This is a genomic window from Citrobacter sp. Cpo071, from assembly GCF_030332765.1.
GTDB lineage: Bacteria > Pseudomonadota > Gammaproteobacteria > Enterobacterales > Enterobacteriaceae > Citrobacter > Citrobacter portucalensis.
In genome coordinates this window covers 77,965-102,355 of the sequence record NZ_JAOWHE010000065.1, presented here as the reverse complement: position 1 = coordinate 102,355, position 24,391 = coordinate 77,965, and the positions used below count along the sequence as shown (strand labels likewise).

The 24,391-nt window shown below is 53.6% G+C and carries 15 protein-coding genes; 5 read left to right on the top strand and 10 right to left on the bottom strand.

All coding sequences use genetic code 11. The features are described from left to right. The first annotated feature begins 762 nt into the window (after window positions 1–762). Window positions 763–4,305, top strand: coding sequence for an inverse autotransporter beta domain-containing protein (locus OGY09_RS03570; RefSeq protein WP_286589950.1), 3,543 nt, complete (start codon window positions 763–765; stop codon window positions 4,303–4,305). A gap of 217 nt (window positions 4,306–4,522) precedes the next feature. On the opposite strand, the gene iolB is transcribed toward OGY09_RS03570, so the two are convergent. The 10 genes from iolB to OGY09_RS03520 form a co-directional block, all read right to left on the bottom strand. Continuing rightward, window positions 4,523–5,341: a 5-deoxy-glucuronate isomerase gene (gene iolB, locus OGY09_RS03565; protein ID WP_032944636.1), complete on the bottom strand. Its 819-nt coding sequence runs from the start codon at window positions 5,339–5,341 to the stop codon at window positions 4,523–4,525. Between the two features lie 9 nt (window positions 5,342–5,350). Then, a complete protein-coding gene (gene iolE, locus OGY09_RS03560) occupies window positions 5,351–6,241 on the bottom strand; it encodes a myo-inosose-2 dehydratase (RefSeq protein WP_020996280.1) in 891 nt (296 codons plus the stop codon). A 14-nt stretch (window positions 6,242–6,255) separates the two neighbouring features. Beyond that, window positions 6,256–8,160 (bottom strand): bifunctional 5-dehydro-2-deoxygluconokinase/5-dehydro-2-deoxyphosphogluconate aldolase, encoded by a 1,905-nt coding sequence (locus OGY09_RS03555; protein ID WP_032944639.1) that lies wholly within the window; start codon window positions 8,158–8,160, stop codon window positions 6,256–6,258. Between the two features lie 12 nt (window positions 8,161–8,172). Then, entirely contained in the window at window positions 8,173–9,306 is a 1,134-nt protein-coding gene (locus OGY09_RS03550; RefSeq protein ID WP_032944642.1) for a Gfo/Idh/MocA family protein, read from the bottom strand. An 8-nt stretch (window positions 9,307–9,314) separates the two neighbouring features. Further along, window positions 9,315–10,343 carry an ABC transporter permease gene (locus OGY09_RS03545; protein ID WP_003826102.1) on the bottom strand — a complete coding sequence of 343 codons (1,029 nt, stop codon included), beginning with the start codon at window positions 10,341–10,343 and terminating at the stop codon, window positions 9,315–9,317. A gap of 11 nt (window positions 10,344–10,354) precedes the next feature. Further along, window positions 10,355–11,902: a sugar ABC transporter ATP-binding protein gene (locus OGY09_RS03540; protein ID WP_008785559.1), complete on the bottom strand. Its 1,548-nt coding sequence runs from the start codon at window positions 11,900–11,902 to the stop codon at window positions 10,355–10,357. Between the two features lie 53 nt (window positions 11,903–11,955). Next, window positions 11,956–12,885: a sugar ABC transporter substrate-binding protein gene (locus OGY09_RS03535; protein ID WP_003839787.1), complete on the bottom strand. Its 930-nt coding sequence runs from the start codon at window positions 12,883–12,885 to the stop codon at window positions 11,956–11,958. Between the two features lie 38 nt (window positions 12,886–12,923). Next, window positions 12,924–13,910: an inositol 2-dehydrogenase gene (gene iolG / locus OGY09_RS03530; protein ID WP_032944644.1), complete on the bottom strand. Its 987-nt coding sequence runs from the start codon at window positions 13,908–13,910 to the stop codon at window positions 12,924–12,926. A 342-nt stretch (window positions 13,911–14,252) separates the two neighbouring features. Continuing rightward, window positions 14,253–16,178 carry a 3D-(3,5/4)-trihydroxycyclohexane-1,2-dione acylhydrolase (decyclizing) gene (gene iolD, locus OGY09_RS03525; protein WP_032944646.1) on the bottom strand — a complete coding sequence of 642 codons (1,926 nt, stop codon included), beginning with the start codon at window positions 16,176–16,178 and terminating at the stop codon, window positions 14,253–14,255. Window positions 16,179–16,189: 11 nt separating this feature from the next. Further along, entirely contained in the window at window positions 16,190–17,695 is a 1,506-nt protein-coding gene (locus tag OGY09_RS03520) for a CoA-acylating methylmalonate-semialdehyde dehydrogenase (RefSeq protein ID WP_032944648.1), read from the bottom strand. 293 nt (window positions 17,696–17,988) lie between these two features. Between OGY09_RS03520 and OGY09_RS03515 the strand changes: the two genes are divergently transcribed. The 4 genes from OGY09_RS03515 to OGY09_RS03500 all read left to right on the top strand — a co-directional run bounded on the left by OGY09_RS03515 (window position 17,989) and on the right by OGY09_RS03500 (window position 24,234). Then, window positions 17,989–18,843 carry a MurR/RpiR family transcriptional regulator gene (locus OGY09_RS03515; RefSeq protein ID WP_032944650.1) on the top strand — a complete coding sequence of 285 codons (855 nt, stop codon included), beginning with the start codon at window positions 17,989–17,991 and terminating at the stop codon, window positions 18,841–18,843. Between the two features lie 244 nt (window positions 18,844–19,087). Further along, window positions 19,088–19,654 carry a Slp family lipoprotein gene (locus tag OGY09_RS03510; protein ID WP_003826090.1) on the top strand — a complete coding sequence of 189 codons (567 nt, stop codon included), beginning with the start codon at window positions 19,088–19,090 and terminating at the stop codon, window positions 19,652–19,654. Between the two features lie 280 nt (window positions 19,655–19,934). Continuing rightward, window positions 19,935–21,089, top strand: coding sequence for an efflux RND transporter periplasmic adaptor subunit (locus OGY09_RS03505; RefSeq protein ID WP_032944652.1), 1,155 nt, complete (start codon window positions 19,935–19,937; stop codon window positions 21,087–21,089). A 28-nt stretch (window positions 21,090–21,117) separates the two neighbouring features. Further along, window positions 21,118–24,234, top strand: a complete 3,117-nt coding sequence (locus tag OGY09_RS03500) for an efflux RND transporter permease subunit (protein ID WP_032944653.1) — start codon at window positions 21,118–21,120, stop codon at window positions 24,232–24,234. Window positions 24,235–24,391: the final 157 nt, after the last annotated feature.

Sequence of the window (24,391 nt, the reverse complement as noted above, 5' to 3'; positions counted from 1 at the left end):
TTGGCTATACCAAAAGCCATCTACCCGTATCTCCTTATGCGATAGATGACGCTATTGTTTTTCACGTGTATTAGATGAGCATGGTCTACAGTCTGGAAAATTCAAGAGAGTGAATTATCCGACAGAAACGTTCACTTGAAGAAACGAACGACAAGCATATAACGTCCACCAAGGCCTCAAGCAACACGCAAAACCCAGCCCTCAACAATCAACTTAAAAATCAAACAGATACAAAAATCCTTTCCATATCAACATCATCGCCACTCTTTTTGCGCCTTCCCTTCCCCGCAAAAAATCAAAATATCCAACAAACTCAACCACCTCCCACACCAATTACAAGGACGCCAGCCCAAACACCGGTGAAAGCCCTCAGCGCAAGCTGAGGGCTTTTTGTGTCTATTGACCCGTCCTGAAAGCGTTGACACGTTCCAGACTTAGATCCGGAGAACGTGATGATAGCTGAATACGAACAGGCAGATTAATTTCCTGATAACTCTTTTTATTTAACAGTGAACGACCATGGTTAAATAATATCCCTACAAGCTTAAAATCGTCACGATAAAAAGAAACGTATTTTTTAAATACATTCGTCATTTAAACGTTCGACATCGTTAGCCAGCCCACAACGCCGCATAGTGTAAAAATATCCAGTTAACTTCTCCATGAATAACTCTTGAATTTTCCTACTAAATACATATATTACGCATCCCGTTCAGTACATGGAATAACCTTTGATTTTTTTAATTGATATTGGAGTTACAAATGTCAAATAAGAAAATTTCGCGGAGCAATGGGGCAACAGGCCCCGTTAATAAGGTTGTCGCATGGTCAACAATCGCTTTGCAGGCTCTGTATCCTGCCCTTCTTAGCTTCACGCCAACCATCAGCCATGCGTCAGCCGTTAAGGCATCGCAGGCCACCGCAGAACAGCAAGAACTGCGCGGTCTGTCTTCTCTCGCCGCGCAGGCTGGCAGAAGTATTGAAAACGGCCATGCGGGCAGTTTTGCTGCCAATACCGTCTCAGCACAGGCAACGAAGGAGGTGGTAGAGTGGCTACAGAAGTACGGTAATGCGCGTATTCAACTCAACGTCGATGACGCTTTCTCGTTGAAAGATTCGGCGTTCGATTTCCTTTATCCGTGGGTTGATACAAAGCAGCATGTTTTATTTAGCCAGACATCGCTTCACCGTACCGATGACAGAACCCAAACTAATATCGGCATGGGTTATCGCTATTTCACGGCGGATAATTCAATGCTGGGCGCAAACTTATTTTATGACTACGATTTAAGTCGTCATCACGCACGTATGGGTGCAGGCGTTGAGTATTGGCGAGATTATTTACGCGCAGGCGCAAATGCTTATTTAAGATTATCAAAATGGAAGGATTCTCACGATCTGGATGATTATCAGGAACGTCCGGCGGATGGCTGGGATATCTATACCCAAGGTTGGTTGCCATCGTATCCGCAACTGGGCGCATCGCTTAAATATGAAAAGTATTACGGCAAGAATGTCGGCCTCTTTGGCAGCGATCATCTTCAGGAAAATCCGTACGCCTTTACAGGCGGGATCAGCTATACGCCGGTCCCTCTAGTTACGCTTTCCGCTGAACACAAGCAGGGGCAGAGCAATACTCATGATTCACGCTTCGGCATAGAGATTAACTATCGCCCCGGCATCCCGCTGGCGAAGCAGTTGGACAGCGACAATGTTGCGTTAATGCGCGAAGTTCAGCACGGACGCTACGATTTTGTCGAACGAAATAACAATATTGTTCTGGAATACCGCAAAAAATCGGTTCTGAAAATCCGCCTGCCTGAAAGCGTACAGGGGGAAGGTGGCGCCGTTATTCCGGTGACTATTTCGCTGGATAAATCCCACTGGGGCATTCAGTCGGTAGAGTGGAACGATAGCGCATTTACCGCCGCTGGCGGACGCATTTCCGGTAGCGGCACATCATGGCAACTGACGTTACCCGCTTATACACCAGGCGGCACTAATCACTGGCAAATCGGTGCAACGGCGCGAGATGTTAAAGGAAATGTCTCTAACTATGCGGTGATGAACGTGACGGTGACGGGGAGTTCAGCCTCTGTCGGCACAATGGATTTTACATTGAACGGCGAGCAGCAACCGATCATCGCGGCTGACGGGAAGTCACAGCATCCGGTTACGTTGGTGCTTAAAGATACCAATGGTAATCCGTTAACAGGGCTTGCACATGACATTGAGTTGTCTTTAGCGTTTACGCCTGACGCACAGAGAAATCGTGAGCGTTCAGCACAGGCTCCAAAACTTGGTGAAGTGCAGGAAACCCGCTCCGGGGTGTATACCGCCACGCTGACGCCGGGTTTAACGGCGGGGGCGGCACGCATCACCGCTAAAGTCCTGGGTAAAACAGAAACCCTGACGGTGACACTAAAAGCGGTTTCCGCCGAGGCGGCAAAATCGACATTCACGGTAATGCCCATGGAGCAGGTCGTTGGACACCCGATTAGCCTGGCGTTAGAAGCAAAAGATAAAGACGGGAATGCCATCACCGGCGACGACAGCTTACGTTTTTATGCAGTGTCAGCCAGCGGCGAAGTCCGTTTTACTGCCGTAGAAGAGAAAGACGGCGTGTACAGCGCTAAGGCAACGTCTGAACTGGCTCAGGCGACACGCATTGGTGTGACGTCACAAAAACATGATTTCTCCGGACTGGAAAAACAAGCCAACTGGATTGCCGACAAAACGCAACCGGTGGTGCAGGCTTTTAACCTGACCAAGGACAATGCACTGGCGGATGGCAAACAGAGTAATATCGCGGTCGTTACCCTGACCGACCGTTATGGGAACCCGCTGTCCGGATACACGGTCACTCTGGCGTTACCGCCACAGGTTAAGATCGCGAATGGGGAGAACGTTGTGAAGACCGATGCCAAAGGTGAAGCAAGATTCTCACTGACCAGTTCAACGCCGGGAACTTATGATATTACGCTAAGCGCGGGGAACATCAGCTCATCGCTAAGCGTAACATTTGCCTCTGCAATGGAGGGGGCAACATTGTCTCTGACGGCCAAAGACAATGGCGCAATCACCAATATTGCAGCAAACGGTCGCGATGGTGCCACGCTTGAGATCATGCTCAACAATACCGCCGCGTCGGTTGAAGGACAGAAAGTGGAGCTTATCGTAACGCCACAAGGGCTCGTGTACCCGGAGAAAATCACCACCAATAAAGACGGTTACGCGACGGTAACGTTAACTACGGTTAAGGCAGGTCATTACACCGTTAATGCCAGGGTTACAGATGGGCAGCACAGCGTTGAGTCCTCAAGCGTTGACCTGGAATTCGTACCTGATATTAACAGCGCAGTGCTGAATTTGACCGCACCGTCTGAGAGCATTGTGGCAAACGCATCAGCGGCACATGAAATTCAGGTACAGGTTGTCGACGGTGAAAACAACCCATTTAGTGGTGACGTGCACCTGACCAGTTCCCCTGCCAGTGGATTAAAACTGGGCCAGTCCGAACTGACATTGGATGAGAAAGGAATGGCATCAACAACCTTTATTGCCGCAGAAGCTGGGCACTATCAATTGCAGGCAACCTTCATCAAAGAGGGTAAACGCGTTACGGCGAGTAAGGCGATTGAGGTGGTATCGGATCTGCAAAATGCCGCGTTGACGATCGAACCGTCAACTACATCCGCCGTAGTCAGTGATGTGGATAACGTGGCGTTTACCCTGCATCTGACCGATACATCAGGGAACGGCGTCAGCAACCGTAAGCTGAAAATTACGGCTACAGGCCCATCGCCACGCGATCCTCTGGTGATTGACAATACGCTTGTCACCACCAATGGTTCCGGTACTGCGACGGTAAATGTCCGCGGTAATAAGGCGGGTCGTTACACGCTGACCGCCACATTGGCTGAACACGGTAGCAATGTCTCGGCAAATGCTTCGATAACGCTGAATGCCGACGCCCAGAATCCAGTACTCACTCTGGAGCAGGATCCTGGCTATGCCGTTGCCAACCTTGAGCCGGTAGGCTTTATGGCCCGGTTGCAGGATAAATTCGGTAACCCGTTAAACGGCAGTGTCGAATTTAGCGCAGGCAGCAAAGCCAAACCCGGCAGCGGAACCTTTACGATGACGCCGGATAAAACCAACTTTAAGTTAGGGAATGCTTACTCTGAACTGAGAACGGATACGGCCGGTGTAAGTTGGGTAAGAGCGAAGGCAACGACGGGAGATAAAACGTTGGAAAAAGTACTCACCGTCTGGGTAGTTGAGAACCATCAACCAAATTCCTGATCGGGATATAAACAAAAGATAGCCGGGGTGTTTTCGAGAGCACCCCGGCTACTGCCATAACCTCAAATATATCGACGCTTGCATTATTCTCATGGCCAGGCGAGCGATGAGAATAATGAGCACTTAAATAGCGCCAACCGTCATCCCATTCCTCCCCTTTTTACTCAACAAAAGGAGGGAAAAAAACGACTCGCTTTTAACAAAGCCATTCATGACCTTACTTATCAACCGGATAATCCCTGTTAATCCACGCATGTTCATCTTCCCAGGTAAACATCCATTTGCGAACCGGGCCGGCCATCACGTTAAGGTAGTAACTGTCATATCCCGCCAGGGTTGCCACCGGGTGATACCCTTTCGGCACCATCACGACGTCGCGGTTATAGACTGCCATACACTCGTCAAGTGACCGGTCGTCGGTGTAGACCCGTTGCATACAGAATCCCTGCGGCGGGTTGAGGCGATGGTAGTAAGTCTCCTCCAGATAGGTTTCCTGCGAGGGATTATCGGTGTCATGTTTATGGCTTGGGTAAGAACTGGTACAACCTTCGTTGGTCCACACCTCCACCACCAGCAGGCTATCTGCGGGTTTATCTTCCGGTAAGATGTTGTGCACGTAGCGCTGGTTGTGACCTTTGCCGCGCGCTTCCCCGTCAATATCCTTAGGTGCGATCAACCGCGTTGGGTGCGTGCCTTTCCCCGGCGCAGCGCAGACTGCCAGCTCCAGTCTGGTCACCGCCTGAACCTGTATGGTTTCACCAGCAGTGACATAAACCGCCCACGGTTTGATGCGTTCAAACGGGCTCATCCGCTCACCGATATCCGTAAAAGTTGCGCCCGGCGTGGTGATGGTCGCGCGTCCGGCGACCAGTACCAGGCAGCGTTCTTCGCTGACGGCGGGCAGCGTAAGCTGCTGCCCTTCCTCCAGTTCATACGTTCTAAAGCCAACATATCCCCAACCGGCGCTTTCCGGCGTCACTGACTGCGTACACCCTTGCGCGTCCGGCTGCTGCCAACGTGATAATAAACGTGACATATCACCTCCTCAGATAAGCCCGGCATCCCGCGCCAGACGGCTAAGGTTGTTATAGCCCAGACGCGCATACGTCAGCGGATGCGCGATGGCTGGATCCTGCTCCGCCTCCACCACCAGCCACCCCTGATACTGGTTCGCCTTCAGCAATGCCATGATTGGCGGATAGTCAACGCAGCCATCTCCCGGTACGGTAAAGACGCCGCTCAGCACCGCATCGAGGAAGCTGGTTTTGCGGTTTTTGACATCCGCCAGCACGTCGGCACGTACGTCTTTGCAGTGAACATGGTTGATACGTGATGCCCAGCGCTGCGCCACAGCCAACGGATCGGCACCCGCAAAGGTCAAATGCCCGGTATCGAGCAACAAGCCAACTTCATCACCGGTATTCGTCATCAGATTATCCACATCTTCAGCAGATTCAATCACCGTTCCCATGTGGTGGTGATAGGCAATCTGTACCCCCTGCTGCTGGGTGTAGCGCGCAAACTCGGTGAGCTTTTCACCGTACTCTTGCCAGCGCTCTTGCGGGAAGCGCGGACGCAGATGTACCGGCGTCTGCTGCTCGCCGTGAATGCAGCCACTGACTTCGGCAAAGACCAGCACCTTCGCTCCCAGTTCGCGCAGTAACGTCAGATGTGACTGCACGGCGGCAATCTCCTCCTCCACGCTGCGTTCCAGCAGACGTCCGGAGTACCAGCCGGAAACCAGTTGCAGGTCGTGGTGCTGCAAAATGGGGCCGAGCAGTCGCGCCTCACGCGGGAATTTGTTGCCCAGTTCGAAACCAGCAAATCCAGCCTCTTTGCCCTCGCTCAGACACGTATCAAGCGACGTCTCAGCGCCCAGTGAAGGAAGATCGTCATTCGTCCATGTCAGTGGATTAATACCTAATTGTACCGTCATCATCTTCTCCTGAATTATGCTTGTCCGCGCTCGCGCCACCAGGCGATAAGCTGCAGGTAGTTATCTTTAATGCGCGTCACCAGCTGCGCATCGTCAATATCGTGTTTCAACCACGCGCGGGAAGCGTCGCCGAACAGCGTGCGTCCCACGGCAAAACCTTTTACCACCCCATGACCCGCAGCCGCTTTAAAATCAGCACACAGTTGCTCTGCCGGTGCGTCCAGACCCAGGATCACCACGCCACGGCAGTGCGGATCGCGCCGTTCGATAATGTCACTCAACGCCGTCCAGCCAGCAGAAGTCAGCGGTGGGAGTTTCCACCAGTCGGGGTAGATCCCTAAGTTGTAGAAGCGGGAAATGGCGCGCAAATACAGTTCATCACTGCGCGGCATACTGGCCGGTAAAATCACCTCCAGCAGCAGCTCATGACCGGACTGGCAACAGGCGCGGTACACCTCAGCGATTTTCTGTTCTTGTTCCAGACGCAACGCGTGGGCATCTTCCGGATGGAAAAAGACCAGACACTTCACCACATGCTCCTGCGGCCAACTGATGAGCTGCGAACCTATATTGCCGTGTTCCATTTCCAACGGCCGCGATCCCGGTAATTCGATAGGACGGCCAATCCACCAGCCCTCTCCGGTTATCGCATTCAGCGCATCCTGACCAAACGTACCATCGCAGAGTAGCCCGGCCTTGCCCTCCAGCCCGGCGCTGTTGGCCGCTTCACGGCTGGCCTGCAAAATAAGCTGTTTCAATGCCGGAATACGCTTCAAAGACGCGCCGCACTGCAACGCCATATCTTCCAGTTGGCTACGGTGATCGAAGGCCATCACGCACAGTTCCGGCCATGTGCGGCGGCGAGTCGTCACGCGATGCAAATGGTTGAGATGCGGATCGAGATCCGGACGTGGAACCTCTGCGGCGCGAGAAAGATAATCATCAAGCTCCACTTTGCTCGGCATCGCCGGCGCACAGCCGTGACGCGACACCACCAGCGCACCGCAGGCGTTGGCGTAGCGGCACGCCTGCTCCCATCCCTCATCGTTGAGGTAGCCGCGCAGCAGACCGGACATAAACGCATCCCCCGCCCCCAGCACGTTCAGCACCTCTACGCGTACGCCGGTGACTGTCAGGCCATCGTCCAGCCGGGCCGGGATGGCGTCGGTATACACCGAACTGCCAAGCGCACCGCGCTTGCAGACCAGCGTCGCGTGACTCACGCCGCGAACCTGCGACAGCGCCTGCAGCGTATCGGTACTGCCGCCCGCAATATGAAACTCCTCCTCGGTGCCGACAATTACATCAAAAAGATGCAGCACCTCCTGCAACTGGCGGGTGACCTGATCGGCGGCGATAAAGCGTGTTTCGCCGTCGCCTAAGGAAGTAAGTCCCCACAGCACCGGGCGATAGTCGATATCCAGCGCCGTACGCACGCCGTGACGCCGGGCGTAAGCGAGCGCCGTCAACACCGCCTCGCGGGTTTGCGGATGAGAAAGATGCGTCCCGGTGATGGCAAGACAACGAGCAGAAGCGATGTACTGTTCATCAACATCGCTGGCGGTAATCGCCATATCCGCGCAGTTATCACGGTAAAAAATCAGTGGGAAGGTGTCCCGGTCTTTAATGCCGAGTAGCACCAGCGCCGTCAGGCGGTCTTTATCAGTGATCAGATGGCTGGTATCGCAGCCTACCTGGTTTAATTCTTCACGCAGGAAACGCCCCATATGTTCGTCGCCAACCCGCGCCAGCATTGAAGAACGCAGTCCCTGGCGTGCCGTGCCGTAAGCCACGTTTCCAGACGAACCACCAAGATATTTGGCAAAGCTCGACACATCTTCCAGGCGCGCGCCAATTTGCTGACTGTAGAGGTCAACCGCCACGCGGCCCATGCATATCACATCAAACTGCTTTTCCACGTTGATACCTCTTCAGACAATGTCGTTCACGTTCAGCCAGCGGCCTTCCTGGTGCGAGAGTGCGATAGCGTCAAGCACGCGCGACACCTTCCAGCCCTCTTCAAAGTCCGGCCACATCGGTGCATCGGCGGCAATGCCGTCCACCAGGTCACGTACTTCTACTGTTTTCTGGTCGTTAAAGCCGATACCATGCCCGGCTCCCATGCAAAACGCGCCGTAGTCCGGGTGCGCCGGGCCAACCAGTAAAGTGCGAAACCCCTGGCGGTTGACCGGATCGTCATGCAGATAGAGCTTCAGCTCAGCCATACGCTCCTGAGTAAAACTGATGGTTCCTTTGGTCCCGGTAATCACATACGACAACCCCATCTTGCGGCCACAGGCAACGCGCGAGGTTTCAATCACCCCTTGCGCACCGCCTGCAAAGCGCACCATCGCGTGGGCCTGATCTTCGTTCTCTACCGTCACCATTTGCGAGGAACCGACTTTCGCCGGACGCTGTGGCACCACGATCTTCAGGTCGCCGCAGACCTGCTGAATATCCCCAACAAGGTACTGCGCCATATTGACGATATGCGCCGCCAGATCGCCAAGCGCACCAAGTCCGGCGGTCTCTTTAAAACAATGCCAGTGGATCGGCGCAAGCGGATCGGCCATGTAGTCTTCGTTGTGGGTGCCGTAGAAATGGATCACCTCACCAATTTCTCCGCGCTCAATGATCTCTTTCGCCAGCTGCGCCGTTGGGTTCTTCATATAGTTGAACCCCACCAGCGTTTTCACTCCTGCCCGCTGTGCAGCCTCAACCATTTCACGTGCGTCGTGGGCGTTCAGCGCCAACGGCTTTTCTGAATACACATGCTTGCCATGGCGAATCGCTTCCAGCGCCATCTCTTTGTGCAGATGATTAGGAGAACAGATATCCACGACATCAATGGCCGGGTCAGCCACCAGCGCACGCCAGTCTCCGGTTGAGCGATTGAAGCCAAACGCCTGCGCCCGCTCGGCGGCCAGCTCTGGAGAGACTTCCGCCACCATTTCGCGCACCAGCTTGCCGCGCAGGTTAAACACCGTCGGGGCCTGGGCATAGGCGATGGCATGCGCCTTGCCGATATACCCGGTGCCAATCAATCCAATACGAACTTCTTTCATCATGATCCTCACAATGCGCCGCGACGGCTCTTGGCGTAGGTATCGAACGCCACCGCCAGAACGATAATTAAGCCGGTAATAATTTGTTGGTAGTAAGCCGAGACGTTCATCAGCACCAGACCGTTAATCAGGATGCCCATGATGATCGAGCCGATAATGGTGCCGCCAATACGCCCGTAGCCGCCCATCAGTGAGGTACCGCCAATGACCACCGAGGCGATAACGCGCAGCTCAAACGAGATCCCGGCAACCGCTTCTGCGCTGCCCAACCGCGCGCTGAGAATGAAACCCGCCAGCCCTGCCAGACAGCCAATTAACACGTAGACGCTCACCAGCACGCGCTTCACGTTAACCCCTGCCAGACGCGCCGCCTCCGGGTTGCCGCCGATGGCGTACACGAAGCGCCCCCAGCGGGTTTTATGTAGCGCCAGATAACCGCCTACCGCCACCAGCGCGAATATCCAGATTGGAATGGAGATACCAAGCAGTTCGCCGCGTCCCCACCAGCGGTATCCCGCGTCGAAACCGGCAATTGGTGCGCCGTCGTTAATCACCAGCGTCAGGCCGCGCCAGATAGTCATCCCGCCGAGGGTGACAATAAACGGCGGCAGACGCAGGCGGGTCACGCCGAGGCCATGCAGAAAACCAATCGCGGTGCCCATCGCCATACAGATACCAAGGCCAATCAGCCAGCTCATGCCTCCCCAGGCGTTCGGGTCGACGGTGGTGAAGTTGTCGCCCTTAATCACATACGCGGCGGTCATGGCGCAGACCGCCAGGATGGAGCCCACCGACAGATCGATCCCGGCGGTCAGAATGACAAACGTCATCCCCACCGCCATGATCCCGTAGATGGAGACTTCGGTCAGAATGTTGAAAATATTGCGTTCAGAAAGAAAATTGCTGTTCTGCAACTGAAAGAAAATCAGCAGCAGGATCATGAAAATCAGTACCCCAAAGCGCTCAAAAAAGGCAATGGGATCAAGACGTCCGCCGCGTTTGGCAGGAACCTGCGTTTTAGAAATAATCTGCGTCATGAATCACTCCGTTATGCCGCATTCAGGGCGTTGTGGTTGATGGCCATCATCGTCATTAGCCGCTCTTCATTAGCGTCGTCGCCGTGGATCTCGCCAGTCACCCGGCCTTCACTTAACGTGATGATCCGATCGGAAACCGCCATGACTTCCGGCAGATCGGAGGAGATCACGATCACCGCCACGCCCTTTTTCGCCATATCAAACAGCACCTGATGGACTTCTGATTTGGTGCCAACATCGATGCCGCGCGTTGGTTCATCCACGATCAACACCCGAGGATTAAGCGCCATGCAACGCGCGAGGATTACTTTCTGCTGGTTCCCGCCGGAGAGCTTGCGCACCTCTTGCGCGCTGTTGACCATTTTGATCTGCAGCGCCTGGCGGTATGACTCGATCAGGGCATCCTCTTTGCGGGTATTCACGAACCAGCGCCAGTGCAGTAGTGACGAGAGGCTGGAGAGCGACAGGTTGTCGCGGATCGACAGCCCAAGCACCGCGCCCTCTTTTTTACGATCTTCCGGTACCAGCGCCAGCCCCTGATCCAGCGCAAACAGCGGATCGCGCGGCTGATATGGCACGCCATCAAGTTCAAAGCTGCCGGAAGTAAAACTGTCGGCGCCAAACAGGCAGCGGGCCACTTCAGTGCGCCCGGCACCCACCAGTCCGGCAATGCCTAACACTTCGCCAGCATGCACGTGGAAGCTAATGTCGTGCAGCGCGATACCATGCGGATCCAGCGGCGGTTTTTCGCGGCTAAGCCCCTTCACCGCCAGACGCACAGGTTTATCTTCATGGTGAGTTTCGCTGGCCGGACGGCGATTAAAGGCCACATCGCGCCCCACCATCAGGCGGATCAGCTGTTCTACGGTGGTCTGTGCAACTGCGCCATTCCCGGTGAATCGTCCATCCTGGAAAACAGTGAACTGGTCGCAGAGTTGAAAAACTTCATGCAGGCGATGGGTGACGTAGATAATGCTCACGCCACGCCCTTTAAGTTCCCGCACCACACGGTGTAGGCTTTCTACTTCGCTGTCGCTCAGCGCGGCGGAAGGTTCATCCATAATGATCAGCTTTGCGTTCAGCGTCAGCGCTCGCGCAATTTCCACCATTTGCTGCTGCGCCACGCTCAGTCGGGCCACGGCCGTGGTTGGCGCAACGTTCAGTTGCAGGTAATCCAGAATCACCTGCGCTTCCTGATTTACCGCCTTTTCGTCAACAATCAGATTGCGTTTACGCGGTTCGCGACCGAGGAACATATTCTCGGCGACGGTCATATTGGGCAGCAGATTAAATTCCTGATAAATCGTGATAATGCCCTTGTTCTGCCGCTCAACCGGAGAGTCTTCTACCGGCAATGTTTCGCCGTTGAACCAAATATCCCCGCGTGTTTGCGGCTGTGCGCCCGCCAGCGCTTTCAGCAGGGTCGATTTTCCGGCACCGTTCTCACCTAACAGCGCATGAATTTCGCCTGCTCCGACGGTCAGCTGTGCGCTGCTCAGCGCCCAAACGCCGGAAAAGCTTTTCGCCAGGTCGGTCACTTTCAGTAAGGGTTGCGACATCGGTCTGCTCCTCCTCATAGAGAGCCGCCACTTGTGCGGCGGCTGCGGACATATCAGTTACCGGCCTCACTAATACGCTCGGCCTGCTGCAGGTTCTCTTTGGTGATAAGCGTTGGCGGGTAGTCAGCCCCGGTGATCGCCGTCTTCTCACGGACGTTATTCACCAACTGGCTCATGGCCGTTTTCACCGCAAAGCCAGGACGCTGATCCGCCGTCACTGCCAGCCAGCCGTCGCGCACACGCGCCAGTGCTTCCGGCACGGCATCGAAGCCCGTGACCAGAACTTCACCCGGTTTCAGTCCTTGTCCCTGTAACGCTTCAATCGCGCCCAAGGCCATATCGTCGTTAGCGGAGAGGATCACCTGCGGACGCTTCGGCAACGAAGGCAGAACGCTTTCGACAATGCGCATCCCTTCAGAACGCATCCAGTTACCGGTCTGATCGGCAACGATCTTGTACTTTTCACCACCCGCCTTCAGGCTGTCGCGAATGCCTTTAGTACGTTCAATGTTGGAGGAGGAGCCTGGCTGGCCGGTCAGCAGAATAATGTCTGCCCCGTCAGGGAATTTGGTTTTGACAAAGTCGCCAATCGCCTGGCCGCCTTTGTAGTTGTTCGCGCCGAAGTGCGGCACTTTTTTCTGGCTGTCAACAGAGCGGTCAAGAGTAACAACGGGCAGTTTCGCATCCTGAATTTCATCTACCGCGCTGGACACCGCGTTGACATCGTTTGGTGAAACAATAAAGCCCTGTGCGCCACGAGTTATGGCGTTTTCCAGGTCAGCGACCTGTTTTGGCGAGCTACCCTGCCCGTCCAGGACCTGTAAATTCACGCCCATCTCTTTTGCGGCTTTCACCGCCGTGCGCTGCATGTGAACTTCAAATGGCATCGCCAGGTTTGGCGTACTGAAAACAATTTGCTCGTTTTCAGCAATGGCTGCCCCGGATGTCATGGCGATGAGGACAGCTAAGATCAGTTTTTTCATTATTATGTCTCTCTGTGTAGGGTAGGTTGTGGTGACAATCAGAGGAGAACTTCACGTTGGCTATGCAGTGACTCCAGCGCTTTATCCGCCAGATACAGCGCACGCTCGCCATCGTCCCCGCTGCAATCAGGGACCGCTTCGCCGCGCAGTACCGCAACAAAGTGTTCCCATTCCGCGGCATAGGCCGATTTATAACGCTGCAGGAAGAAATGTTCAGGTAACGCGCTGGTGCAGCCGGTCTTCGCGTAGTGCTGCACCTGATTTTCGAGAATGTTGCCCGCGCACAGCAGCCCTTCAGAGCCGTGCAGCTCAAGGCGCTGATCGTATCCGTAAGAAGAACGGCGGCTGTTGACGATGGTCGCCATCGCACCGGATGAATATTTCAGTACGATGAACGCGGTATCGATATCGCCCGCTTCGCCAATCGCCGGATCCACCAGATTGCTGCCCTGGGCATACACCGAAACCGGCTCTTCGCCCATGATAAAGCGCGCCATATCAAAATCGTGGATGGTCATATCACGGAACATACCGCCGGACACACGCACGTATTCCGCAGGCGGCGGCGACGGGTCGCGGGAGATGATCAGCAGCGATTCCGGCTTTCCGATACGCCCGGCCAGTGCGTCAGTTTTCACACGGCGAAACTGTGGATCGAAGCGGCGGTTGAAACCGATAAACAACGGTACGTCGTACTCTTTGACTACTTTCAGGCAGTCGCGTACACGGGCCAGATCCAGGTGGACCGGCTTTTCACAGAAGATGGCTTTGCCGTGGCGGGCGGCCATTTCAATCAAATCCGCATGGGTATCGGTCGCGGAGGCAATCAGCACGGCGTGAACGTTAGGGTCCGTCATCGCCTCATCCAGGCTTTGCAAACGAGCCTGGTACTGTGTGGCAAGACGGGTGGCAAATTCCTGATTCGGGTCGACGACGGACCAGAGGGTAGTGGCACTGTGACTGGCAATGTTAGCTGCATGTACCTGGCCAATTCGGCCAGCGCCCAGTAAAGCAATGTTAAACATAACGGCTCCCGGTGTTGGTGAATGCGATGAACTAACGACCCTTTAAATAAAACATTTATTTCATTTTTATAAATAGTGAAAATTATGTTTTTGGGTGCAAGTTAACACTTTTGAGATGATCGAGATAAAATCTGTTATCAATATCACAACATAACAACAGGGAAGATGCAGGAATTGGCCCCCTTCCGTTCAGGAAGGAGGCGATGGATGAAGAGAAAGGAAAAATGAAATGAAAATTTCGTTGTCGCAGGTTACCGGATGACAGCGCTAACGACTTATCCGGCCTGGGGTAGAATCCGCTGTAGGCCGGATAAGCGCGGCGCCATCCGGCATTAATCGCTTTTAGTACTGACGTGCGTTTTTCATCTGCTCAAACGTCTGCTCAGCCGCTTTTCGCACCGACGGAGATTCTGCCACCTGCGCATCGCCAGTGCGCCACCAGGAGGCATAGTCGTGGGTCATGGTTTTCGGCAGGACTTTGATATCCAGCAGCACAGGTCCCGAATGCGCACGCGAGGCTTCCAGCGCCGCCAGTAGGCTTTGCTCGTCATGTACACGCCATGCCCGACAGCCGTAGCTTTCCGCGTTTTTAGCAAAATCGACCTTCACCAATGGCCCATCCAACCGTCCGGTTTGCGGATTACGGTGACGGTTTTCCGTACCGAAGCTCCCCATCCCATGCCCCATCTGCAGGTTGTTAATACACCCGAAGCTGGCGTTATCAAACAGCAGGATAGTGACTTTTATCCCCTCCTGGACGGCGGTTTGTAGCTCGGAATGCAGCATCATGTACGAGCCATCCCCCACCATGGCATATACCGGCTGCTGCGGCTTCGCCAGCCTGGCTCCAATAGCAGCCGCAATCTCATAGCCCATACAGGAGTAACCGTATTCCAGGTGATAGCTGTCCGGGGTTTTGACCTGCCAGATACGCTGTAAATCGCCAGGCAGCGATCCGGCGGCCCCTACGACGATAGCGTTATCTTCAATGTGCTGATTGATAAGCCCCAGCACCTTCGTCTGGGTCAACCGGGTGTTTAGCGTGTCGCCATATTCCGCCAGCTGAACGTCAAGATGCCCAGCCACTTCGGGTTCGTCATCGGGACGCCAGTCGCGCTCCCATAAACGTTGGCACTCATCACGCCAGGCCTCTTGCGCCTTAGCGACCTCCTTCCCCCAATCGCTGCGGTAGTCTTTCAGTGTTTCGGTTAATGCCTTAAGCCCGGTACGGGCGTCGGCGATAAGTGCAGTGGCATCAAGCTTCAGTGCGTCAAACTCCGCCACGTTCAGCAGCAGGAACTCAACCTCCGGATGAGAAAACAGCGCTTTCGAACCGGTGGTAAAGTCTGTGAGGCGCGTACCAATGCCGATCACCAGATCGGCTTGCGGTGCGAGCTGATTCGCTGCCATCCCTCCAGTTACCCCAATGCCTCCGAGGTTAAGTGGGTGGTCACTAACCAGCGCTCCCTTTCCGGCCTGAGTTTCGGCAAACGGCAGTTGCAGCGTTTCAACAAACGTACGAAACGCCTCATGCGCGCCGGAATATCGTACCCCGCCGCCGCATACCACCAGCGGACGGCGTTTGCGGGCAATCAGCGCCCGCGCCATCGCCAGACGCTGCGGGTCGGGTGGTCGACGTTCGATCAAATGAACGCGGCGCGCAAAGAAACTCTGCGGATAGTCCCAGGCTTCCCCCTGCACATCCTGTGGCAGGCAAATAGTTACGGCACCAGTATCTGCGGGGTCAGTAAGCGTTCGCATCGCGTTTAGCATCGCGCTCATTAACTGCTCCGGGCGGTTAATCCGGTCCCAGTAACGCGAGACCGGGCGGAAGCAGTCGTTGGTACTGATGCCAAGGTCATGGTATTGCTCAATTTGCTGTAATACCGGGTCCGGCTGACGACTGGCGTAGACATCGCCAGGCAACAGCAGCAGCGGAATACGGTTCGCCGTCGCGGTTGCCGCGGCGGTCACCATGTTTGCCGCTCCCGGCCCAACTGATGACGTCACGGCAAAAATACGCTGGCGCCGATGCTGTTTGGCGAATCCGGTCGCCATGTGCGCAATTCCCTGCTCATTACATCCCTGCATCACCTGCAAATGACCGGGTGCCTGCTCCAGCGCCTGGCCAATGCCAAGCACGTTACCGTGACCAAAGATGGTGGCGACGCCCTCGACAAAGGGCGTTTCCACGCCATCGACACAGATATATTGTTGATTAAGGAATTTGACCAGCGCCTGAGCCATGGTCATACGTTCGGTTTGCATAAACCCTCCTGTCAGCCCAGCGTTGGCATAGAGAACGCGGCCCCTGTGTCCTGCAGCATCTCCGGCCAGCGTGCGGTGACGGTTTTCATCCGGGTGTAGAAGCGCACGCCATCGTTACCATGAACGTTCAGCGCACCAAAAATGGACCGCTTCCAGCCGCCAAAACTGTGGAACGCCATCGGCACCGGAATTGGCACGTTTACGCCCACCATGCCCGCCTGCACTTCTTCGCAGAAGCGACGTGCACAGCCGCCGTCACGTGTGAAAATTGCCGTGCCATTACCATATTCATGACGGTTAATCAGTTCCACCGCGCTGCTGTAATCTGCTACGCGCACCACAGAAAGCACCGGTCCAAAAATCTCTTCTTTATAGATGGTCATCTCCGGCGTGACGTTATCAAACAGGGTCGGCCCGACAAAATAACCCTGCTCATGGCCTTTAACGCTAAAACGTCGACCATCCACGCGCAGGCTGGCCCCCTGCGATTCCCCACTGTCGATATAACCGAGCACTTTATTACGATGTACAGAGGAGATAAGCGGCCCCATTTCATTTTCCGGTGTCTGGTCAAGACCAGGCCCGACACGCAGCGCCGCAATCTGTTTTTCCAGTCTCGAGCACAGCTCGTCTGCCGTTTTGTCCCCTACCGCCAGCACGACCGAAAGCGCCATGCAGCGTTCACCCGCCGCGCCGTAAGCGGCCCCCATAATGGCGTTGGTCGCCATATCCATGTCGGCATCCGGCATTAAAATGCAGTGATTTTTAGCGCCACCTAACGCCTGGCAACGCTTACCGTGGGCCGATGCCGTCTGATAAATGTATTCCGCAATCGGCGTAGAGCCGACAAAGCTCACGGCCTGCACACGCGGGTCAGTTAACAGCACGTCAACGGACTCTTTGTCCCCCTGCACGACGTTGAACACGCCGTCCGGCAATCCGGCTTCTTGCAGCAGTTTCGCCAGAGCCAGGGCGAGAGAAGGGTCTTTTTCTGAGGGTTTCAGCACGAAGGTATTCCCGGTTGCCAGCGCGATGGGGAACATCCACATCGGTACCATTGCCGGAAAGTTAAACGGCGTGATCCCGACGCAAACCCCGAGCGGTTGCATCAGCGAATGGCTATCGACGCCGGTCCCTACGTTGGCTGAGTGTTCGCCCTTTTGCAGATGTGGGATGCCACAGGCAAACTCCACCACTTCCAGGCCGCGGGTCAGCTCACCAACTGCGTCAGAGAATACCTTGCCATGCTCTTCGCTGATGATGCGAGCCAGCCTCTCCATGTTTTCTTCCAACAGCGCCTTAAAGCGGAACATCACTCGCGCACGTTTTAACGGAGAATGGCGCGCCCAACCGGGGAATGCGTCGTGCGCTACCGCAATGGCCTGCTCGGTTTCCTGTGTCGTACTCATCACCACCTGGCGGATCTGCTCGCCGGTGGCCGGGTTGAAGATTGCCTGAACGCGCTGGCCTGAACCGGTGACACATTCGCCGTGGATAAAATTCGCTACTGTCTCCATCCTTAACCTCTCGCTGTTGATACGTGACTGTTACCTGAACACTGTTATCTGTGTACTATATATGAAACAAACATTCCATTTTAAGTTGAAATAAAATAAATAATGATTAATGTGATCAAGGATGGGTTTTTATGTTAACAAGCGGAATCGCATGATTAGCGTGCACTGGCATAACGTTTCAGCGGACGACAAGCCTGAAGCTTTTGTTTCGTTTTTACAGCCAGATGAATGAGTGACATTTCAAAGACGCGGTTTTGCGTTTAGAATCATAAAACTATGTACCAGGAGGTAAAATGACAACAGCAACCAGCCTGAACGAGCTGCAGCAGCAAATCCGCGATCGCTACGATAGCCTGAGTAAGAGGCTGCAGCAGGTGTCCCGCTATGTGCTGGATAATACCAATAGCGTGGCCTTTGATACGGTTGCCGTCATTGCTGAACGTGCCGGAGTGCCCCCCTCTACGCTGATCCGCTTCGCCAACGCCTTTGACTTCACCGGCTTCAACGAAATGAAACAGCTGTTTCGTATGAACCTGGTAGAGGAAACCGCCAGCTACAGCGACCGCGCGCGCATGTTCCGTGAGATGGAAAGCGAAGCCGTACCGGAAACCCCGCTCGATATCCTGCAGGAGTTCGCCCGTTCGAATACCCAGGCGCTCCAGCAGCTGGCAGCCCGTGCCGAACCTGAAATGCTGGAACGCGCCGTACAATTGCTGGCAGAAGCCGACACCATTTACATTGCAGGTCTGCGTCGTTCGTTTAGCGTAGCGGCCTATCTCACCTACGCCCTGAGCCATCTTGAATGTCGCCCTATTTTGCTCGACGGAATGGGCGGAATGCTGCGCGAGCAGATTAACCGCATCAAAGCGCACGATATCGTGGTGTCGATTAGCTTCTCGCCTTATGCGGAAGAAACGGTGATGGTCAGCGAAACTGCGGCCAATGCCGGCGCGCGCCAGATCGTGATTACCGACAGCCAGATAAGCCCGCTGGCCACATTCAGCGATCTCTGCTTTGTGGTGAAAGAGGCGCAGGTTGACGCGTTTCGATCCCAGTCTGCGACGCTGTGCCTGGTGCAGTCGCTAGTGGTGGCGCTGGCTTACCGTCTGGGTGACGGGAGTAATGAAAACGGTCATTCTGTCGGGTGATGAGCACCGCAAAAATTGACGATCCGCTTTATTACATTCCCGCCAGCGTGACGTGAAAGCGTGATGCCAGCCGTTACTTTTATGGTCGTTGAAAATATCGTCCTCATTCAGCGACCAGATAAAATACAATCCGTTATTACCATAAGCTACAATTATATTAATATTAGATAATCAACAATGCGCATGCTGACAATAATACGCAAAGGTTTACTATAGACCTGTCTTTTTTAAGCAGGAAAGTAAAATGAAAAATACAAAAGGGTTGATGATTATTGCCCTTGCTTTCACCCTGGCATCATGTGCTTCCATTCCTGAGAATATCAAAGGTAATAATCAACCCGATATCCAAAAAAACTTTATCTCCGTGCATAACCAGCCCGGTTTATATACCGGTCAACAGGCTCGCTTTGGTGGTAAAGTCATCAATGTGATTAACACCAAAAATGATACGTTGCTGGAAATCGCCGTTTTGCCACTGAACGACTCTGCTAAGCCACAAATAGACGCGAGCTATCAGGGACGTATTCTTGCCCAGCAGAAAGGTTTCCTCGATCCGGTAAACTACAGAAACCATTTCGTGACCATTTTGGGAACAATTCAAGGAGATGAGTCAGGATTCATCAACAAAGTCCCGTACAACTTTGTTAAAGTTGATTTACAAGGAATCCAGGTTTGGCATTTAACTGAGTCTGTCAACACCACCTATAACATGTGGGATTATGGTTACGGCGCATTCTGGCCTGAGCCGATGTGGGGAGCGCCTTACTACGCCAATACAGTCACTCAGGTAACTCCGGAGCTAGTGAAATAATCCCAGAGGTAAGATGGCGCGACTATATTCCGGAGTCAGGTGTTGGCAAACAACCCTTCTCATCACCCCGCGTTTATCTTATTGCGCCATCCTGCTTCATGAGATCCTTCGCTTAACATGCATTCTTCCTGTTACATATAATTTTTAACCGCTAATTTGTTAGCGAAGAAATGGGCTTTACCCTTCTCATGCCTGACCATCTTTTGTTATTTACCGACAACTCCCCCACCCTGCATGCAATAAAAGAACATTTGTGTTTATACATTATTCAGGGATTACTATGAACAGAAAATGCTTACTGTTGATACCATTATTCTTTAGTAGCGTCATCATCACCGCCTGCGATAATAAACCTGCAGTAAAAACCGCCATGGAGCCCGAGGTCGGCGTTGTTACCTTAGCGCCCTCCTCAGTAAATATTAAAAGTGAACTTCCGGGTCGCGCGCTTGCGTTCGAGATCGCCGAAATCCGCCCTCAGGTTGGTGGGATCATCATAAAACGCAACTTTGTTGAAGGTGATAAAGTCAGCAAAGGAGAATCACTGTATCAAATTGATCCAGCCCCGCTGCAGGCACGACTGGACTCAGCCAAAGGCGCGTTGGCAAAGGCACAGGCTACCGCCAATAATGTTCGTCTGACACTCAATCGGCAGTCAGCATTAATAAAATCTAATTACGTCAGCCGCCAGGACTATGACACGACGCGTTCACAGCTTAATGAAGCGCAAGCCAATGTTGCCGTCGCTAAAGCGGATCTTGAACAAGCCACCATCAATCTTCGATACGCCAATGTTACCTCGCCCATTGATGGCATTAGCGGCAAATCTTCCGTGACCGTGGGTGCCCTGGTTACTGCCAATCAGGAAAACGCGCTGGTCACCGTTCAGAGATTAGATCCGATTTATGTTGATTTAACCCAATCAGTACAGGACTTCTTACGCCTGAAAGAAGAGAAAGCCAACGGCCAAATCGCCCAGCAACAAGGCAAAATTCCGGTTGAACTGATGCTGGAAAACGGCAAGCCCTATCGCCATACCGGTACGCTTGAGTTTTCCGATCCCGCTGTTGATGAGACCACCGGTTCGGTAACCCTGCGCGCCGTATTTCCCAATCCTGAAGGTGAAATTTTACCCGGTATGTATGTCACGGCGTTGCTGGACGAAGGCAGTCAACAAAACGTGTTGATGGTCCCCCAGCAAGGAATTACGCATAACGAGCAAGGAAAAGCCACCGCGCTGATCCTTGACCAGGAAAACGTAGTGCAACTGCGTGAAATAAACGCAGTGAAGGCCGTTGGTAATCAATGGTTAGTGACCGCGGGATTACATCCTGGCGATCGGGTCATTGTGTCCGGATTACAAAGAATTCATCCGGGAATCAAAGCCCGGGTCCTCCCTTCAAAACTGAACACACCTGACACGGTAGCTGAACAGTAATATTTCAGGCATTAAGGACACTTTCTTCATGGCCAACTTTTTTATTGAGCGCCCGGTTTTCGCCTGGGTGCTCGCTATTATCATGATGTTTACGGGCGGTATCGCGATAATGAACCTGCCTGTCGCCCAATATCCACAAATTGCGCCCCCAACCATTACCATCAGCGCTGCCTACCCAGGGGCTGACGCAAAGACCGTTGAAGACTCCGTCACCCAGGTGATTGAACAGAATATGAATGGTCTTGATGGCCTGATGTATATGTCATCCACCAGCGATGCGGCAGGTAATGCCTCGATTATCCTGACCTTCAAAACGGGTACGTCACCCGATATTGCGCAGGTTCAGGTACAGAATAAACTACAGCTGGCGATGCCTTCCTTGCCACAGGAAGTACAACAGCAAGGGATCAGCGTTGATAAATCCAGCAGCAATATATTAATGGTCGCCGGTTTTATCTCTGATAATAACAGCCTGAGCCAATATGATATTGCCGACTATGTGGCCTCGAACATTAAAGATCCGCTAAGCCGCACTGCCGGGGTGGGGAGCGTGCAGTTATTCGGTTCGCAATACGCCATGCGCATCTGGTTGGATCCACAAAAGCTCGACAAGTATAACCTCACTCCCGAGGACGTCATTACCCAGCTCAAAGTGCAGAATAATCAGATATCTGGCGGGCAGTTGGGGGGTATGCCTCAGTCAGCCGATCAGCAGTTAAATGCGTCGATAATCGTCCAGACGCGTCTGCAAACGACCGATGAATTTGGCAAGATCTTCCTTAAAGTTCAGCAAGATGGTTCTCAGGTTCTGCTGCGCGATGTCGCGCGCATTGAGCTGGGTGCGGAAAATTATGCAACGGTTGCACGTTACAACGGCAAACCCGCCGCCGGGATTGCGATTAAACTTGCCGCTGGCGCCAATGCCCTGGCAACGTCCCAGGCGGTCAAACAAGAGCTGAACAGATTATCGGCCTGGTTTCCGGCCAGTATGAAAACCGTTTATCCCTATGACACCACGCCGTTTATCGAGATTTCGATTCAGGGTGTTTTTCATACTTTGATCGAGGCAATCATTCTGGTATTCCTCGTCATGTATCTGTTTTTGCAGAGTTTCCGTGCGACGCTTATCCCCACTATCGCCGTTCCGGTGGTTATCCTCGGAACCTTTGCAATACTCGACGTCGCCGGTTTTTCGATTAACACGCTCACGATGTTTGGCATGGTGCTGGCGATAGGGCTGTTGGTCGATGATGCCATCGTGGTGGTTGAGAACGTAGAACGTATTATTGCTGAAGAGCACTTGTCTCCAAAAGCGGCAACGCACAAAGCAATGGGCCAGCTCCAGAGGGCGCTGGTTGGTATTGCCGTCGTTTTATCCGCCGTATTTATGCCGATGGCGTTTATGAGCGGGGCAACGGGTGAAATTTTCCGTCAGTTTTCCATCACCTTGATCTCCTCCATGCTGCTGTCAGTATTTGTGGCAATGAGCCTGACGCCTGCACTTTGCGCTATGTTGTTGAAATCCCACGAAGGAGAAAAGGCAAACACACATTTTCTGTTTACCCGTTTCAATCACTTCATGGAGAAATGCACTCAGCACTACACGGACAGCACCCGTAGACTGCTACGTCGCACAGGCCGTTATATGGTCGTCTATTTAGTCATTGGCGCGGGCATGATTGTGCTGTTTTTACGCACTCCGACCTCGTTTCTGCCTGAAGAAGATCAGGGGGTATTCATGACCACGGCACAATTGCCTTCGGGTTCAACGATGGTGAACACCAGCAAAGTGCTCGGAGAAATAACCGACTACTACCTGACGAAAGAGCAGAAAAACGTTGCTTCTGTTTTCACCGTCGGCGGATTTGGTTTCAGCGGCCAGGGACAAAACAACGGTCTGGCGTTTATCAGCCTGAAGCCCTGGTCAGAACGCGTTGGCGAAGAAAACTCGGTTACCGCCATTATTCGACGGGCAATGATGGCCTTAAGCACCATCAATAATGCCGTCGTTTATCCGTTCAATTTACCGGCGGTCGCAGAATTGGGCACCGCATCAGGGTTTGATATGGAGCTGCTGGATAACGGTAATCTTGGGCATGAAAAAATGATGCAGGCGCGGAACCAGCTTCTGGCTTTGGCCAACCAGTCATCCGGTGAGGTCGACGGGGTGCGTCCGAACGGTCTGGAAGATACACCGATGTTCCGCATTCACGTCAACGCCAAAAAGGCTGAAGCTATGGGCGTTGCGTTATCGGATATTAATCAGACCATCTCCACCGCGTTTGGTAGTCGCTATGTCAATGATTTCCTGAACCAGGGGCGCGTAAAAAAAGTGTATGTCCAGGCCGATACGCCGTTCCGTATGTTGCCGGACAATATCAACCACTGGTACGTACGTAACGCCTCCGGTTCCATGACGCCGCTCTCCGCCTACTCATCCACCGAGTGGACCTACGGTTCTCCTCGCCTTGAACGCTACAACGGTCAACCAGCAATGGAAATTCTGGGCCAGCCGGTTGAAGGGAAAAGCAGCGGTGATGCGATGAAATTTATGGCATCGCTGATTAATAAACTGCCCGCAGGCGTCGGCTATGCCTGGACCGGTCTGTCTTATCAGGAGGCGCTATCCACAAACCAGGCACCAATGCTGTACGGCATTTCGCTGATCGTCGTGTTTCTGGCGCTGGCGGCACTGTATGAAAGCTGGTCGATCCCGTTCTCGGTGATGCTGGTTGTGCCAATCGGGGTGGTCGGCGCTTTGCTGGCTACCGATCTGCGTGGCCTGAGCAATGATGTTTATTTCCAGGTCGGCCTGCTCACCACCATGGGGCTGTCGGCTAAAAACGCCATTCTGATCGTCGAGTTTGCCGTCGAGATTATGCAGAAAGAAGGGAAAACGCCGCTTGAGGCTGCGGTGGAAGCCGCGCAAATGCGCTTACGTCCAATTCTGATGACCTCACTGGCCTTCATCCTGGGGGTTATTCCACTGGCAATAAGCAACGGCGCGGGCTCTGGTGCGCAAAATGCCGTCGGTACGGGGGTTATCGGTGGGATGCTGGCCGCGACGGTACTGGCAATCTATTTTGTTCCAGTGTTCTTTGTCCTCGTTGAAAATACGTTAGCGCGATTTAAAGCTCGACGCTGATCCCCTGCCCTCTCCCTGGGTTTAGATTATTCAATTCCCAGGGATGGGGCTTCGTTTGTCAGGTCTACGGTTATTAGCGGGCACAGCTATCCAGCGAGTTTCTCGTGGATAGCAGGGTAAGCATTACGCGGATTTTTTATAAGGAACGACTGAGGGT